This window comes from Sorangium sp. So ce281 (assembly GCF_051527395.1).
Taxonomy (GTDB): domain Bacteria; phylum Myxococcota_A; class Polyangia; order Polyangiales; family Polyangiaceae; genus Sorangium; species Sorangium cellulosum_B.
Window position 1 is genome coordinate 5,854,213 of the sequence record NZ_CP150322.1, and the last position, 16,046, is coordinate 5,870,258.

General features: G+C 71.2%; 14 protein-coding genes. 12 read left to right on the forward strand and 2 right to left on the reverse strand.

The window, feature by feature from the left end:
* Window positions 1-2: 2 nt before the first annotated feature.
* Both WMF27_RS22160 and WMF27_RS22165 read left to right on the forward strand, forming a co-directional pair.
* Complete coding sequence (locus WMF27_RS22160) at window positions 3-1,592, forward strand: ABC transporter ATP-binding protein (RefSeq protein WP_437769816.1); 1,590 nt, start codon at window positions 3-5, stop codon at window positions 1,590-1,592.
* Window positions 1,589-2,263 (forward strand): cysteine hydrolase family protein, encoded by a 675-nt coding sequence (locus WMF27_RS22165; protein WP_437766900.1) that lies wholly within the window; start codon window positions 1,589-1,591, stop codon window positions 2,261-2,263. Before WMF27_RS22160 ends, WMF27_RS22165 begins: the two co-directional genes overlap by 4 nt.
* Before the next feature lie 189 nt (window positions 2,264-2,452).
* Here WMF27_RS22165 and WMF27_RS22170 read toward each other — a convergent pair whose 3' ends face one another.
* Window positions 2,453-3,511 (reverse strand): BMP family ABC transporter substrate-binding protein, encoded by a 1,059-nt coding sequence (locus WMF27_RS22170; protein WP_437769815.1) that lies wholly within the window; start codon window positions 3,509-3,511, stop codon window positions 2,453-2,455.
* Between the two features lie 310 nt (window positions 3,512-3,821).
* Between WMF27_RS22170 and WMF27_RS22175 the strand changes: the two genes are divergently transcribed.
* The 8 genes from WMF27_RS22175 to WMF27_RS22210 all read left to right on the forward strand — a co-directional run bounded on the left by WMF27_RS22175 (window position 3,822) and on the right by WMF27_RS22210 (window position 12,831).
* Window positions 3,822-4,133 carry a cupin domain-containing protein gene (locus WMF27_RS22175; RefSeq protein WP_437766899.1) on the forward strand — a complete coding sequence of 104 codons (312 nt, stop codon included), beginning with the start codon at window positions 3,822-3,824 and terminating at the stop codon, window positions 4,131-4,133.
* Between the two features lie 237 nt (window positions 4,134-4,370).
* Window positions 4,371-5,261: a hypothetical protein gene (locus WMF27_RS22180; RefSeq protein ID WP_437766898.1), complete on the forward strand. Its 891-nt coding sequence runs from the start codon at window positions 4,371-4,373 to the stop codon at window positions 5,259-5,261.
* A 260-nt stretch (window positions 5,262-5,521) separates the two neighbouring features.
* Window positions 5,522-6,592 carry an ABC transporter ATP-binding protein gene (locus tag WMF27_RS22185; protein WP_437766897.1) on the forward strand — a complete coding sequence of 357 codons (1,071 nt, stop codon included), beginning with the start codon at window positions 5,522-5,524 and terminating at the stop codon, window positions 6,590-6,592.
* Entirely contained in the window at window positions 6,589-7,314 is a 726-nt protein-coding gene (locus WMF27_RS22190) for an ABC transporter permease (RefSeq protein ID WP_437766896.1), read from the forward strand. The genes WMF27_RS22185 and WMF27_RS22190 overlap by 4 nt, the downstream gene beginning before the upstream one ends.
* The gene (locus tag WMF27_RS22195) at window positions 7,311-9,275 is read left to right on the forward strand and encodes a Gldg family protein (RefSeq protein WP_437766895.1); all 1,965 of its coding nucleotides are present in this window, start codon (window positions 7,311-7,313) and stop codon (window positions 9,273-9,275) included. Before WMF27_RS22190 ends, WMF27_RS22195 begins: the two co-directional genes overlap by 4 nt.
* Complete coding sequence (locus tag WMF27_RS22200) at window positions 9,272-10,315, forward strand: DUF4340 domain-containing protein (RefSeq protein ID WP_437766894.1); 1,044 nt, start codon at window positions 9,272-9,274, stop codon at window positions 10,313-10,315. The genes WMF27_RS22195 and WMF27_RS22200 overlap by 4 nt, the downstream gene beginning before the upstream one ends.
* Before the next feature lie 163 nt (window positions 10,316-10,478).
* Window positions 10,479-11,108 (forward strand): hypothetical protein, encoded by a 630-nt coding sequence (locus tag WMF27_RS22205; protein ID WP_437766893.1) that lies wholly within the window; start codon window positions 10,479-10,481, stop codon window positions 11,106-11,108.
* A 4-nt stretch (window positions 11,109-11,112) separates the two neighbouring features.
* Complete coding sequence (locus WMF27_RS22210) at window positions 11,113-12,831, forward strand: serine/threonine protein kinase (protein ID WP_437766892.1); 1,719 nt, start codon at window positions 11,113-11,115, stop codon at window positions 12,829-12,831.
* A 15-nt stretch (window positions 12,832-12,846) separates the two neighbouring features.
* On the opposite strand, the gene xerD is transcribed toward WMF27_RS22210, so the two are convergent.
* Window positions 12,847-13,737 carry a site-specific tyrosine recombinase XerD gene (gene xerD / locus WMF27_RS22215; RefSeq protein WP_437766891.1) on the reverse strand — a complete coding sequence of 297 codons (891 nt, stop codon included), beginning with the start codon at window positions 13,735-13,737 and terminating at the stop codon, window positions 12,847-12,849.
* A 158-nt stretch (window positions 13,738-13,895) separates the two neighbouring features.
* Between xerD and WMF27_RS22220 the strand changes: the two genes are divergently transcribed.
* Entirely contained in the window at window positions 13,896-14,759 is an 864-nt protein-coding gene (locus WMF27_RS22220) for an N-formylglutamate amidohydrolase (RefSeq protein WP_437766890.1), read from the forward strand.
* A gap of 13 nt (window positions 14,760-14,772) precedes the next feature.
* Window positions 14,773-15,855 (forward strand): hypothetical protein, encoded by a 1,083-nt coding sequence (locus tag WMF27_RS22225; protein WP_437766889.1) that lies wholly within the window; start codon window positions 14,773-14,775, stop codon window positions 15,853-15,855.
* The last annotated feature ends 191 nt before the right edge of the window (window positions 15,856-16,046 follow it).

Here is a 16,046-nt window from a genome sequence, read left to right on the forward strand (position 1 = left end):
CCATGGACCCGCGCGTCTTCACGAGCCCCGCGGCGAGGCCGCCCCGCGCCGCCGCCCGGGAGCCCGGGCCCCCCACGCCGCCGCCGGCGCTCTCCGCCGCGGGGATCACGAAGCGGTTCGGGCCGTTTCTCGCGCTCGACGACGTCTCGCTGCGCCTCGCGCCCGGGAGCTTCCACGCGCTCCTCGGCGAGAACGGCGCCGGCAAGAGCACGCTGGTCAAGTGCATCATGGGCTATCACCAGGCCGACGCTGGCGAGGTGAGGGTCGGCGACGCGGCCCTGTCCATCAGGAGCCCGCGCGACGCGCAGGCGCTGGGGATCGGCATGGTCTACCAGCACTTCACCCTCGTGATGAACATGACGGTCGCCGAGAACCTCGTGCTCGCGCGCGCGTCGCTCCCCCTCGTGATCGACTGGCGCAGGGAGCGCGAGGCGATCCGCGCGTTCATGGGGCGCATGCCCTTCCGGCTCGATCCGGAGCGGACCGTCCGCGCGCTCGCCGCGGGCGAGAAGCAGAAGCTCGAGATCCTGAAGCAGCTCTACCTCGGCAGCAGGATCGTCATCCTCGACGAGCCGACCTCGGTCCTCACGCCCGGGGAGGCCGACGAGGTGCTCGGGATGCTCCGGTGCATGGCCGACGAGCAGCGGATCAGCGTGCTCATGATCTCGCACAAGTTCCGCGAGGTGACGGCGTTCGCCGACGAGGTCACGGTGCTGCGGCGCGGCCGGGTCGCCGGCCGGGGCAAGGTCAAGGACCTCACGCCGGCGGCGATGGCCGAGATGATGGTCGGCGCGCAGCCGGCGCAGGTCTCCGCGGCGCGCGGCGACGCGCCCGCCGGCGAGCCGATCCTGCGCGTCGAGGGGCTCGCCGCGAGCGACGATCGCGGGCGGCCGGCGCTCGACGGCGTGACGCTCACGGTCCGCCGCGGCGAGATCGTCGGCATCGCCGGCGTCTCCGGCAACGGGCAGGAGGAGCTCGTCGAGGTGCTCGCCGGGCAGCGGCCCGCGCGGGCAGGCAACGTGCTCGTCCATGGCGAGCCGTACGGCGCCGGGCGCGCGCAGATCCAGCGGCACCGGGTGCGGTGCCTGCCCGAGGAGCCGCTGCGCAACGCCTGCGTCCCCGCGATGTCGGTCGCCGAGAACATCGGGTTCCGCGTCTTCGACAGGCCGCCCTTCACGAGGCTCCGCTGGGGCGTGAGCCGGGCGGCGCTGAGGCGGTCGGCCGAGCGCCTCGCCGCGGAGTACGCCGTCAAGGCGCCCTCGGTCGACGCCCCGATAGGCAAGCTCTCCGGCGGCAACGTGCAGCGCGCCGTCCTCGCGCGCGAGCTCGGCATGGACGAGGACATCGAGCTCCTCGTCGCCGCAAACCCCTGCTTCGGGCTCGACTTCGCGGCCGTGGCCGAGATCCGCGCCCGCATCCTGAAGGCGCGCGACCGCGGGACCGCCGTCCTCCTCGTGAGCGCGGATCTCGACGAGATCTTCGCCATGGCCGACCGTGTCCTCGTGATGAGCGAAGGCCGCATCGTCCACGAGTCGCCGATCGCTTCGGCCGACGTCGCGGAGATCGGCCGCGCGATGGCGGGGCACCGATGACGGCGCGGCCCCTGGAGATCGCGGCGAGGCCGTACCCCTTCCGCGCCGCCGATCGGGACGCCGTGGCGCTGCTCGTCATCGACATGCAGCGCGACTTCCTCGAGCCCGGCGGCTTCGGCGCGGCGCTCGGGAACGACGTCGAGCGGCTCCAGCGCATCGTGCCGACGGTCCGGCGCGTGCTCGACGCGTTCCGCGACCACGGCCTGCCCATCATCCACACGAAGGAGGGTCACAGGCTGGATCTCTCGGACTGCCCCCCCGCGAAGCGGGGCCGGGGCGCTCCTGGGATGCGCATCGGCGATGTCGGGCCGATGGGGCGCATCCTGGTCCTTGGCGAGCCGGGCAACGACTTCGTGCCCGAGCTCGCGCCGGCGCCCGGGGAGCTCGTCGTACCGAAGCCCGGAAAAGGCGCCTTCTACCGGACGGGCCTCGACGCCAGGCTGGCGGCGCTCGGCGTTTCCCACCTGATCATCGCCGGCGTGACCACCGAGGTCTGCGTCCAGACCACGATGCGCGAGGCGAACGATCGCGGCTACGAGTGCCTGTTGATCGAGGACGCCACCGAGAGCTATTTCCCCGAGTTCAAGGCGGCGACGCTGGAGATGGTCCGCGCCCAGGGCGCGATCGTCGGCTGGACCGCCCCCGCCGCCGCCGTCCTCGAAGCGCTCTGATCGACGCCCGTTCCAGAGCGGCTGCTCGATACCGCTTCCAGAGCGGCGGCTCGATCCCCGTTCCAGAGCGGTGGTCACCCGCACAGGAGACGGGCCCAGATCGGCGTTTTCGGCGCGGAAGCGCACTCCTGTGCGCTGAGCACCGAAAACGTCGAGATGGGCCCGTATCCGAAGCGGGTGGCCACCGCTCTAGTGGGTGGAGCCGAGGGCGCCGGCTACGAGATAGTCCATGCTCTCGAGCGCGATGTCGGTCTGCTGCTGCGCGACCGAATCGGCGATCACCACCTTGCCCTCATTGTTCATGATGGGCCCCTGAAAGATGGTGAGCGTGCCCTCCGTGAGCTTCGCCTTCGCCTCCTCGGCCTTCTTCTTCGCCTCCTCGGAGACGGCGGGGCCATAGGGTGAGATCTTGATGTACCCCTCCTTGAAGCCGCCGCGCAGGAGGTGCGGATACGGCTTCCCCTCGCGGATGAACGTCATGTAGTCGGTGTAGACCTTGGACCAGTTCCACTCGGCGCCGGTCAGGTACCCCTTCGGGGCGAGCGTCGCCTGGTTCGTGTGGTAGCCGGTGCTGAACGCGCCGCGCCGCTCCGCGAGCTCGATGATCACCTTCGGCGAGTCCACGTGGGCGGTCAGGACGTCGACGCCCTGATCGATGAGGCTGTTGGCCGCCTCCGCCTCCTTGACGGGCATCGACCAGTCGCCGGTGAAGATCACGGCCGTCGTCACGCTCGGGTTCACGCTCCGGGCGCCCAGCGTGAAGGCGTTGATGTTGCGGAGCACCTGCGGGATCGGCTTCGCCGCGATGAACCCGAGCTTGCCGCTCTTCGTCGTCATCCCCGCGACGACGCCGGACACGTACTCGGCTTCGTCGATGTAACCGAAATAGCTGCCGACGTTGCTCGGGTGCTTCGACCCGTCGTAGAGGCCGCCACAATGGAGGAAGATCCTGTCCGGGAACTTCTCCGCCACCTTGAGGATGTGCGGATCGAAGTAGCCGAAGGACGTCGGGAAGATCACCGTCGCGCCATCGAGGTTGATCATGCTCTCGAGCGTCTTCTGCACGGCGACCGTCTCGGGGACGTTCTCCTCCTCACGGGTCTTCACGCCGGCCAGCTTGGCGAGCGCGGCGGCCCCCTCGGCGTGCGCCTGGTTGTAGCCGTAGTCGTCCCTGGGGCCGACGTAGATGAAGCCCACCGTGAGCGGCTGATCGCTCGACCCCTCCTTGCTGCAGCCGGCCGATGGCAGGAGCGAGAACGAGAGGAGCAGTGGGCGGAAGACGGCGAGGAAGCGCTGGCCGCGCGGCGCATCGGCCGAAGGGAACAGAGGACTTCTCGAGGTGCTCTTCACGCTCTCAATGTGTACGCGACTCCTCATTTCTGGAACTTTTCCCACGCGTGAATTTTTCGCGCGTCGATTGATACCTGTTGAGTGCGCACGGCGCGCCGTGGCATGGTTCCATCAACACTGGAGATTCGCGATGACATCTACCATTCCAGCAGCTGCGCGAGATTCGATGCCTGTGCAGTTGCCGTTCATCATTGCGAATGTGGCGGCCATGATCGCTCAACCGGAGTCGGTCCCCTGGCGGCGCTTCCGGGACGGCGTCGATATTCACCGCCTCCACGGCAACGTCGAGGCGGGCGCCTCGGCAGCGCTCCTGCGCTACGCGCCGGGCGCATCCGTGCCGCAGCACGTCCATCGCGGCCATGAGCACATCCTCGTGCTCGCGGGATCGCAGTCGGATGAGCGCGGGCACCACCGCGCCGGCACGCTCGTGGTGAACATCCCGGGCAGCCGCCACAGCGTCTCGAGCGCCGAGGGCTGCATCGTCCTCGCGATCTGGGAGCAACCCGTCGTCTTCATCTGATCGGACGGGGCTCGCGGGCGCCGGCCCTTCGTCTGGACATCCAGGCCGCTCATCTGGACATCCAGACCCCTCATCTGGACATCCAGACCCTTCATCTGGACATCCAGACCCCTCATCTGGACATCCAGGCCACCCATCTGGACATCCTACCTCCGCCCACGCAGCGTGCACCCGGCGCTCGCTTTCTCGGGGCACAGAGGTTCAGGTACGCTGCGCTTTGCCGTAGGCTGGACGCTCATGGATCCACGCGGGAAATCGCTCCCTCCGGGGCCGCTCGTCACGGACGAGGACATCCGGGAAGAGCTCCGGCGGCTGTTCGACGCCGGTCCCGACTCGGGGCTCGTCATCCGGGTCTACGGCGAGTCGGGCGAGGGGGCGGCCGCGGCGGACGCGTTCCGCGAGATGTTCGCGTCGCTGCGCATGTACGAGGGGAAGCCGCAGGACCAGCCGCTGGAGATCCTCGTCGACGCGCCGAGCAAGGCGCACATCGCGCGCGCGCTGTCCGTGCTCGGCCACAAGCAGCACCAGAAGCGGATCCTCGATCACATCCTCACCACCTTCGGGCGCCGGCTGATCGACCCGCTCGCCGAGATCCTCGACACGACCCCGACCGGCTCGGTCACGGCGCGGCTGACCATGCTGCGGGACATCTTCCTCGCGCACGTCGCGGATCTGCGGATGACGCCGGAGTCGCAGCAGATCCTCTCGAGCGACCTGCGCAAGCTCCTGAGCGACGACTACCTGGCGATGGTGGCGGAGAACGAGGAGCGCGTGCAGCGCCCGCGCGTGGCGAGGCTCGCGCAGCAGATCCTCCGGCTCGTCGGCTCCACGTTCCACAACGCGCTCAAGCGGTGGCCGGCGCACGCCGAGCAGATCGCCTCGTCGATCGCGCGGCGGAGCCCGAAGAAGGTCCGCCTGAGCGAGGTGCCGAAGCTCATCCGCGGCCAGATCACCGACGGCATCGAAGAGTTCCTGTGGATCGAGACGAGCGCGGACATCGAGGGCGCGCTGCGCCCGATGCTCGCCGAGCACCAGGATGTGATGCCCGTGACGCAGGCGACGCTCGACCGATCGACGTACCGCGAGTTCGCGGACGCCTGCTGGGCGATCATCGCCGAGCACTGCTGACGGCGGGGCGAGCGCGGCCGGATCGACGATCCCACCGCGCTGCAGGCTGAGATCCATCACGTCCTGGTCGCTTCGCTCACCGCTTCACCGGGTGTCCCCCTCGATGCGTCTGGAGGGAGAGCCCCCCGCGCGCGCCGCGTCGGGAATGATTTCCGCCTCCCGCTGTTGTAAGGGGCCGCTGGCGCCTGGGCCGCCGCGCTCTGCGGTGTCCGAATCGCCGGCGCGGAGAGCTTCTTCCCTTCGCGGAGGGGTGCACGGCCGTGATCGAAATCAGCGACCTATACAAGTACTACGGCGACCGGAAGGCCATCGGGCCCCTGTCGTTCTCGATCGAGGCGGGAGAGATCGTCGGTCTGCTCGGCCTGAACGGCGCGGGCAAGACGACGACGCTCAGGATCCTCGCCTGCGATCTGCTCCCGTCCGCGGGCCGTGTCCTCGTGGACGGACTGGATGTCGTCGACCACCCCCACGAGGTGCGGTCCCGCATCGGATACCTCCCCGACAGGCCGCCGCTCTACGACGAGATGAGCGTGCGCGCCTTCCTCCACTTCGCGGCGCGCCTTCGCGGCGTCGACGCCGGCGCGGCCGACGCGCGGGTGGCCGAGGCGCTCGCGGTGACGCAGCTCGACGACGTGGCGGCGGATCCCATCAGCTCGCTGTCCCACGGCTTCAAGCAGCGCGTCGGCATCGCGCAGGCGATCGTGCACAAGCCGCGGCTGCTCGTCCTGGACGAGCCGATCAGCGGCCTGGATCCCGTGCAGATCGTCGAGATGCGCGCCCTGCTCCGGAGCCTGCGCGGCAAGCACACGATCCTGCTCTCCAGCCACATCCTCTCCGAGATCAGCGAGACGTGCGATCGCATCCTCGTGATCCGGGACGGCGAGATCGGCGCGCAGGGGACCGAGCAGGAGCTCTCGGCCAAGCTGCTCCACGGCGTCCGGATCGAGCTCACGGTGCGCGGCCCCGCGGCCGGGGGCGCGGGCCGCGGCGAGGCGGCGGGGGCGCTCGACATCGCGCGCGCGGTCGAGGGCGTCACGTCCGTCGAGCGGCTCACCACGACCGAGCCGGGGAGCGACGTCGTGAGCTTCGCGGTCGAGGCCGACCGCGACGTGCGCGCGGCGCTGTGCGCCGAGCTCGTGCAGGCGGGCATCGGCATCCTCGAGGTGAAGCGGAGCGAGCGCGAGCTCGAGTCGGTGTTCCTGCGGCTCGCGACGCGCGCGATGCCCGGGGCGAAGGACAGGTCCGCCGCGGCCGGCGGGGCGAGCGCCGGCGGCGACGCAAGGAAGGCCCCTGCGGAGGAGCAGGCGGAGGAAGGCGAGGGCGAGACATGAGAGGGACATTGCTCGTCGCGCGGCGGGAGCTGTCCGCGTACCTGAGATCACCGCTCGGGTACGTCGTCGCTGCCGCTGCGCTGCTCATCGACGGCATCTATTTCCAGGTCGCGGCGCTCGGCTCGGGCGCGCGGCTGTCGGCGGAGGTGCTGCTCAAGTTCTTCGACGGCACGGCGTTCATCACGATGGTCGCGGCGCTCATCCTCTCGATGCGGCTCATCGCCGGCGAGCGCGAGAGCGGGACGCTCATCCTGCTCAAGACCGCGCCCGTGCGCGACGGCGAGATCATCGCCGGCAAGTTCCTCGCCGCGCTCGCGCTGGTGTCGTTGATGACGGCGATCACGATCTACATGCCGCTGCTCATCTTCGTGAACGGCAAGGTGTCCGTCGGGCACATCCTCGTCGGCTACTCCGGGGTGCTGCTGCTCGGCGCCGCGTCGCTCGCGATCGGGCTCTTCGCCTCGACGCTCGCGGCGAGCCAGGTCATCGCGGTCATCCTCGGGGCGGCGATCATCGGCACGCTCGGCTTCCTGTTCCTCGTCGCCCGCGTGACGGAGCCGCCGCTCAACGACTTCGTGAGCGCGCTGAACCTCTACCCGCTCAACCAGAAGCCGTTCCTGAACGGCGTGCTCCGGCTGGAGAACGTCGTGTACTACGTCGCGGTCGCGTACTTCTTCCTGCTCGCCGCGACCCACACCCTGAAGGCGCGGAGGTGGCGGTGAACGACAAGCAAGCTCAGGCCGACGAGGCCGAGATCCGCGGCGAGGGAGCGGGCTCCGCGCCCCCGCCGGACGCCGGGCGAGGGGCCCCGCCGGCCGGCGAGCGGGCGCCCGCGCTCCGCGCCGGGGGCTGGATGGTCCCGGCGTACGCGGGCGCGCTCCTCGCCCTCTTCCTCGGCGAGCGCGTGGTGCCCACGATCGAGTGGCTCCGCACTGCCCTGTCGGGGCTCGGGTTCTTGACCCTGGTCCTCGTCACCGCGCTGCGCTTCGCGACCGCGGTGCGCGAGTCGGGCGAGCGCCGCGCGGTCGAGCGCGCGCTCGCGATCCTGTCGGCGCTCGGCGTCGTCGCGGTGGCGGCCTACTTCACCACGACCGACGCGGGGCAGGCCACGCTCGGCGTCTCGCGCGCCGCGCCCGAGCTGCGCGGGCGCATCGACGCGGCCACGACGGTCACCTGGGTCGCGCTGCTCGTCATGGCGACGGTGCCGCTGTTCTTCGGCGAGGCGGCGCTCGCGCCGATGCGGCGCGCCGAGCGCATCGAGGGCCGGCGGGTGCGCGCCGCGACGCTCTCGGGCCTGACGCTCGGGTTCGCCGCGGTCTACTCCGCGCTCTTCGTGTTCGCCGCGGGCAAGCTCGATCTCAAGGCGGACTTCTCGTACTACCGCACGGCCCGCCCGGGCGAGTCCACGAAGCGCGTCGCCGAGAGCCTGACCGCGCCGCTCAAGATCACGGCCTTCTACCCGCAGCAGAACGAGGTCGGCGCCGAGGTGGAGGGCTACCTGCGCGAGGTGAAGGCGGCGTCGCCGCAGATCACCGTGGAGGTGCAGGATCGCCTGCTCGTCCCCGCGCTCGCCAAGGAGGCGAAGGTCACGCAAGACGGCGTCATCGTGCTCTCGCGCGACGGCTCGCGCGAGACGCTCACCGTCGGGTCCGACATCAAGAGCGCGGGCGCCAAGCTGAAGAGCCTCGACGCCGACTTCCAGAAGGTGCTGCTCAAGGTGATCCGGCCGCAGCGCACCGCCTACCTGACGGTCGGCCACGGCGAGCTGAACGAGTCGGCCAGCGCCCCCGAGGGGCGGACGGCCAAGAACCTCCGCAAGCTGCTCGAGTCCCAGAACTACGTCATCAAGGACCTCGGGCTCGCCCAGGGGCTCGGCAGCGAGATCCCGAAGGACGCGAGCGTCGTCATCGTGCTCGGCCCGCAGAAGGCGTTCCTCCCGGAGGAGGTCGCGGCGCTCAAGCGGCACGCCGACGAGGGCGGGCACCTCCTGCTCGCGCTCGATCCGGACGCCAAGGTCGATCTGGATCCGCTCGCCGGCGCCGTCGGGCTCACGTGGAAGCCCGAGGTCCTGGCGAACGATCGGGTGTACGTGCGGCGGCGCTACAACGACTCGGACCAGGCGATGCTGGTCACGACGCGGTACTCCTCGCACGCCTCGGTGTCGACGCTGAGCCGCCACGCGCAGCAGGCGCCGACGATCTTCCCGGGGGCGTCGTCGCTCGACAAGCGCGAGGGCGATGGCCTGAAGATCGACTTCGTCGTCCGCTCGCTGGGCGAGACGTTCGCCGACGCGAACGGCAACTTCAAGTTCGACGCCGACGGCGAGAAGCGCAGCGCCTACAACCTCGCGGCGGCGGTCTCGAAGGAGCTCGCGCATGGCGGGGACGACAAGGAGAAGAAGGAGCTGCGCGCGTTCGTGGTCGCCGACGCCGACGTGTTCAGCGACGCGGCGTTCAGGAACGAACCCAACATCGTGCTCGCGCTCGACGCGCTCCGGTGGCTCGGCGGCGAGGAGAGCTACGCCGGGGAGATCACGACGAGCGAGGACGTCCGGATCGAGCACACGAAGGAGAAGGACCAGGTGTGGTTCTGGGCCACGATCCTCGTGGCGCCGGCCATGGTGCTGGGTCTCGGGCTCTTCATCACGCGCCGCGGGCGGCGCGCGAGCGGGAGGCGCGCATGAGGTTGGAACGCAGCTTTTTCGTGCACCTCGGCCTTCTTGTGGTCGCGGCGTTGTTCGCGGTCCTCGTCTGGACGCGCGACGAGAAGGCGGCCGCGCTCTCGGTCGCGGACGTGACCGTCTGGGCCGGCCGCGCCGACGACGTCGAGCGCATCGCCTTCGAGGGGAAATCGAAGACGGTCGTCCTCGAGGCGAAGAAGGACAAGGAGGGCCGCTACTTCGTCGGCACGGCGGAGCGCAAGACGACGCCCCCGGCCGAGAAGCCGAAGGACCCGCACAACCCCGACGACGGGGCGCAGGACGACGAGCCGCCCGCGGAGCGCGAGCCGACGGTCAAGACGACGACGTTCGTCTCGGTGGCCGCCGGCAACAAGCTCGCCGAGGCGATCGCGCCGCTGAAGGCGCTGCGCTCGATCGGCCGCATCGCGGACGACCGCGCGGCCGAGTTCGGGCTGGCCGAGCCCGAGGGCACGCTCACCGTCAAGCTGCGCGGCGCCGAGCGAAAGCTGGTCCTCGGCGGCGCGACGCCCGGCGGCGCGGACCGGTACGCGCGCGACGAGGCCACCGGCGAGGTGTACGCCATCAAGGGCGACATCTACCGCGATCTCGACACCGCGGAGTCGCGGCTCCTGGAGCGGGATCTGCACGAGTGGAAGGACGTCGATCTCGCCCGGGCGCGCGTCATCGCCGGGGACAAGCGCCGCGAGGTCGTGCGCGGCGGCGACCAGGGCAAGAAGTTCTGGGCCGATCCGGCGAGCCCCGAGCAGAACGACGAGACGGTCGGCAACTGGATGAGCAAGCTCGACCGCCTCCGTCCCACCGAGTACGTGGCCGTTGCCCCGGAGCAGAAGGAGGTCGTGGTGCGGATCGAGTACACCGGCAGCTCTGGCGACATCGGCTTCGCCGAGCTCGTGAAGGGGCCCCCCGGGGCGAGCGGCAAGCCCGACTATTTCCTGGTCACGGAGCGCACCCGCCTTTACGGCAAGGTGCCGGTAGGCGTCGCTGAGCAGGTCGAACAGGACGTCGGCGCCGTCGTCAAGTAGCCCTTGCGCCTCGCGACCGCGCCGGAGCAGCCGCCCGGCGCGGTCGGCCTTCCGTTCGGCGCCGGCCGCGCCCTTCGGCGCAAGCTGTCTCCCCCCAAGTCGCTCTTTACTTGCCGTACCGGGTCCGGTCCTGCAACGCTCGGGCGCAATGTTCTTCCGACGATTGCCTACCCTAGCGCTGGGCGCTGCGGCGGCGCTCGCCGCGGCGTGCAGCTCGCCGCCTCCACCGCAACCCGTTGCGCCGCCGCCGACCGTGACGGCGGCGCCACCGCCACCGCCTCCCCCTGCTCCGAAGCCCTGCAAGGCGCTCGATGAGCAGTGCCAGGCAGAGGCGTCGACCCGGGCGAAAATCGCCCAGAGCTCGCTCGTGTTCACGCCCGCGAAGGGCTGGACCTACGCCCAGGCGGAGAGCGCCACGATCGCGCAGGCCGAGGACGAGGGCCCGGCCTTCGCGACGGCGCAGATCGACGCGGGCGAGGGCAAGCAGGCGATCGAGAAGCGCGACGCCGCGCTCGAGGCGCTGGCGCGCGAGATCGACGTGACCTTGCCGAAGAAGAAGGTGAACTGGAAGAAGCCCGACGACACCAAGGACGTCGCCGGGCGGAAGATCGGCCTGTGGCAGAGGGAGGGCGCGACCCGCGGCGCCAGGAAGGGCCCGCTGCTGATCTTCGGCGACACCGGGAAGGACGGGGAGATCGTGCTGGGGCTCGGCTTCGTCCCCGAGGACGACAGCTCCGGCGCCGACGAGACCATCCTGCAATCGATCGAGTCGATCTCGGTCGCGGCGGAGTGATCTCGTGACGGCACCGAACGTCGCGCCCGGCAGCGTCATCGCGGGGAGGTTCTCGGTCCGCTCGCTCCTCGGCCACGGGGGCGCGACGGCCACCTTCCGCGCGGTGACGGCGCAAGCGCGCGACGTCGCCCTCAAGCTGTACTCGCCCGTCGTCGGCCAGCGCGCGGACGCGATGCAGCACCTCCAGCGGTACGTGGCCGAGACGAACAGGCTGCCGCCAGAGCTCGCCGCGCACATCCTCGAGGCCGGCTACGACCCGGCGACGGCCGCGCCCTTCACGGTGACGGACATGATCCCGTTCCCGTCGCTCGCCGAGCTCGCGCGTCGCCGGCCGATGGGCTTCGAGGAGGTCGGCTCGATGCTCCGCTCTCTCGCGGCGGTGCTCGACGCGGCCCACGCCCGCGAGGTCCCCCACCTCGGCCTCAAGCCGACGAACCTGTTCATCGACCCGAGCGCTCCGGGCAGCGTGAAGCTCACCGACTTCGGGCCGTCCCTCGCGCGGAGCATGGTGCCGACGCAGGAGGGGTACCTCCTCTCCGCGCCGTGGCTGGCGCCCGAACAGCTCCAGCCGGGCGGCCAGGCGGGACCCGCCGCCGACATCTTCTCCGCTGCGCTGGTGTCCTTCTTCGCGCTCACGGGCCGCTCGTACTGGCGTTCCTGCCAGGGTCAGGTCGACGTCCAGGGCTGGCAGCGCGAGCTCATGGCGCCGCGCCTCGCCGCGTCCGTGCGGGCCGCGGAGCTCGGCGTCCCGCTGAGCCCTGTGCTCGACGGCGCCTTCGCGCGCGCGCTGGCGCACGATCCGCGCGAGCGCTTCCGCTCGGCGAGCGAGCTCGCGGCCATGCTCAGCGGCTTCTCGGCGGCCGCGATCGAGGTGGGCTCGACGCTCGCGCTGTCTCCTTCGGTGAACGAGGCGCCCGCGCCCGCGCCGCCGGCCGTCGCCGTCACCGCGGCGAGCGCGCCCGCGCCCTTTCCGCCCGGCGACGCCACGCAGCTGGTGCCCTCGCCGTTTTCACCCTCGCCGCAGCCGTCGTACGCGCCGTTTTCGCCCTCGCCGCAGCCCTCCGCCGACGCGCCCTCCGGCCAGGCGCCGTCGCCTTCGGCCCAGAGCCAGACCACATCCCATCGAAGCGGCATTCCCGCGCTGACGGCGGTCAGCACCGCGCCCCGGTCGCCGTGGAGCAAGGCGGCCTCCGTGATGGTGGGCGTCGCTGCGGTGCTGCTCGTCGGGGGCACGGCCGCCGCGTGGTACGTCCTGGACCGCAAGGACGAGGCGCAGCCGAGCCCCAGCGCCTCGACAAGCGCTTCCGCGGCGGCTCCCCCCGCGCCCTCGGCCGAGCCCGCTCCGCCCGAGCCAGCCGGCAGCGCGCCGGCCGCCGACGCCGGTACCCCGACGGCCGAGCCCCCGATCGACGCCGGCGCCTCGGCCGACGCCGGCGTGGCGACCGACGCGACGGTGAAGGTCTCCTGCAAGCCCGTCGCCTGCGAGGAGATCACCATCGACGGCAAGGTGACGCAGGCCCCGGAGGTCGAGCTCAGGCTCCCCCCTGGGGTGCACAAGGTGAGCGTCAAGCGAACCGGCTACTTCCCGCGGAGCCTGAGCGTGGTCGTCAAGGCCGGAACACCGCTCGTGCAAGAGTTCCAGCTCACCGAGATCCCCCCGGCTCAGCGAGCGGGGCAGGCGCCGAGCAAGCCTTGCGGCAAGTTCCTCAAGCGCTGCAAATAGCCATCGTGCGCGCGCTCACGCGCGGGGGTGCGCCCGACGGTACGCGGCGCGCACGTGGTCGTCGGCGAGGTGCGTGTAGATCTCGGTCGTCACGACGTTCGCATGACCGAGGAGCGCCTGGACGCTCCGGAGATCCGCGCCCCCCTCGAGCAGGTGCGTCGCGAACGAGTGGCGGAGCTTGTGCGGCGAGCTCGGCTTGGCGATGCCCACGGCGCGCGCATATCCGCCGAGGAGCTTCCACACCGCCTGCCTGGTGAGCGCCCCGCCGCGCGGCGAGAGGAACAGCACCTGGGTCGCCGCGCTGCGCGGGTGCGTCGCGCGCAGCTCCAGGTAGGCGTCGATGGCGGCGAGCGCCGGCTCGCCGAGCGGCACGAGCCGCCGCTTCCCCCCCTTGCCGAGCGCCATCACGATCCCTTTGCGCCGGTCGATGTCCGCGAGCTTGAGGCGCACCACCTCGCTGACGCGCAGGCCGGCCGCGTACATCACGTGGAGCATCGCGCGATCGCGCAGCCCCTTGAACGTCCCTTGCTCGGGCGCCTCGATGAGGAGCGCGATCTCGTCGAACGAGAGCACCTTGGGCAGCCGCCGCCCGACCCTGGGTCGCTCGACCAGCGCGCACGGATCCCGCTCGATGCGGCGCTCGCGGAGCAGGAAGCGGATGAACCCGCGGACCGCGGAGAGGTGGCGCGCCGCCGAGCTGGCGCTGATGCCCGCCTGGCCGAGCGCGACCAGGTAGGTGCCGATCAGCGCCTGGTCGAGCCCGTCGACCGTCGTGACCCCGCTCGCCTCGGCATGGGCGACGAGCTTGGCGAGATCATGGCCGTAGGCCTCGAGCGTCAGGGGCGCCAGAGCCCGCTCGACGCGGAGGTGATCCAGGTAGGCGTCCACCCAGGTCGCAAGGTCCACGGCCAACGGTACGTCGAAAGCGGCGAAGCGCGCCAGAAAGCTGGGCTGGAGCGGATCGGCCAAGAACGCCCCGAACGGCGATACGTCTTTCTCCCTTCCGGCGTTTCACCTCCCCGTCCTGGTTCCAGCCGGACGCGGAATGCGTCACAGTGGGCCCTGTGGTGTCAGCCTTCGAGGTCATCGAGCCCCGCGGAGCGGAAAGCCCGGTCCTCGTCGAGGTGCCGCACGCGGGCGTCTACGTGGATCCCGAGTCGCTGTCCTGGACCATCGCGCCGGCGCGCAGCCTCGGGCGCGACGCGGACCTGTACGTCGAGGCGCTCTTCCAGGACGCTCCGGCCGAGGGGGCGACGCTCCTGTTCTCCCGGATGAGCCGGCTGGTCGTCGATCTCAACCGGAGCGAGGCCGACTGCGACGGCGACGCGGTCGAGGGCGGCGGCCGGGTGCCCTACCCGCGGGGGCTCATCTGGCGCATGACCACGGACGGCGAGCCCATCCTTGCCGCCCGGCTGCCGCGGCAGGAGGTGGAGCGCCGGCTCGACCGCTTCTATCGCCCCTATCACGGCGCCCTCAGCGCGCTCCTCGCCCGCAAGCGCGAGCGCTTCGGCTTCGCGATCCTCCTCTGCGCGCACTCGATGCCGAGCCAGAACCGCCGCGGCCACGCGGAGGGCGCGATCGGTCGGGCCGACATCGTCCCCGGCACGCGCGGGCGGACGACCGCCGCGAGCGCGGTGATCGACGCGGTCGATCAGCACGCGCGCGCCTGCGGCTTCTCGGTGCGCCATGATGACCCCTATAAAGGGGGCTTCAGCACCGCGCACTACGGCCAACCGCACCGTGCCGTCCACGCCGTGCAAATCGAGATTGCACGCCGGCTGTACATGGACGAGCAATCCCTTGCCATGGATGGGCAAGGATTCCCTGCCGTGCGAGACTTCGGACGCACCCTGATTGCGCGGCTCACCTCAGCCGAGCTGCTCGGTCAGCTCCGCAGCAGCCCTCCCTTCGACGCCCGTGAGATCTGATCCAGCTCCATCAATGGAAAAGCCTTTCGGAGAGGCGAGCCGCGACCGCCCGCCAGCGAGCCGTCGCGCGATCGCCGAACGGGAAAAGGCCGGACCAGCCCAGCCGGAGGGCGCCCCAGCCGGCGACAGCCCGGCCGACCGCGCCGAGGAAGGACCGGCTGCGGCGTCGATCAGCGTCGCTCCGGTCGATCGGCGCCTCGAGTCGAACCCGGCCATCCCGGCCGAGGCGGCGCCCCCGAGCACGCGCGAGCACGTCACGAAGCCGCTGCTCGCGTCCGAGGCGCTCATGGAGGACCTGGCGCCGATGCGTCCAGCGCAGGACGCCGCGCGGATCTGGTGTGCCGCGGTGGGCGCCGGCTTCCTTCTGCTCGGCGGCCTGTCGATCGCTGGGCTCCGCCCGGACGGCGTTGTCGCGGGGCCGCCAGCGTTCGTCCTGGGCATCGTCGCGCTCTTCACCGCGCTCACGTCGGTGAGCTACCGGCAGCGCGCCGTCGCCATGGTGGTGCTCGGGGCGATCGCGACCGTCGTCGGCCTCCAGGGCTCGGGGATCGCGGCCGGCTGGGGAACCGCCCGGGCCGTCGCGGCAATCGCGCTCCCGGCGGCGCTCGTCTTCCGGTCTCGCTACAGGGCGTACAGCGGCGCGCGGTGGCTGCTCGTCGCCGCCTTCCTCGTCACGCTCCCGTCGTTCGGGCACGCGGTCGGACAGCTGGTTCTGCACGATCCACACCTGGGCCACCTCGGCGCCTTGCTGGTGATCCTGGCGGTCCTGTCCAGTCTTACCGGGTTCATGGGCGCGGAGACGACGGGCGCCGGGTCGTTCCTTGCCGTCGCCGTGGTGCTCGCCTTCACGGCCGACCTCGTCGTCGGCAGGCTCGCGCACCTCGACGCCTTCTCGCCCCGGGACATCGTCATCGTGCTCTCCGCGGGCCTTGCGTTCGCGGCGACGTCCGCGCTCACGAGCCTCGGCCTGTTCCAGATCCTGGCCTGGCGCCTGGCAGCCGACGCCCGGCGTATCGATCTGCACTCGCGCCGCCCCGAGAACGACAAGGACGGGCGCGATCGGCGTCCGCCCTCGGGCGGCGAGTGGCTGACCTAGGCCGCGCGTCGGGAGGCGCGTAAGGCGTCGGCGACACCGAGGGGAGAGGCTCGTCCGGGCCGGGTTGCGACCCGAGCCCTTCCCCATTCCCTCTGCTGCGTCGGGCCGGCGTCAGCGCGCGATCGACCTCGGCGATGGAGATTTCCAGTCCGCTGCGGCAATGACCCCCGGAGGACGCTTGACATGTCCCC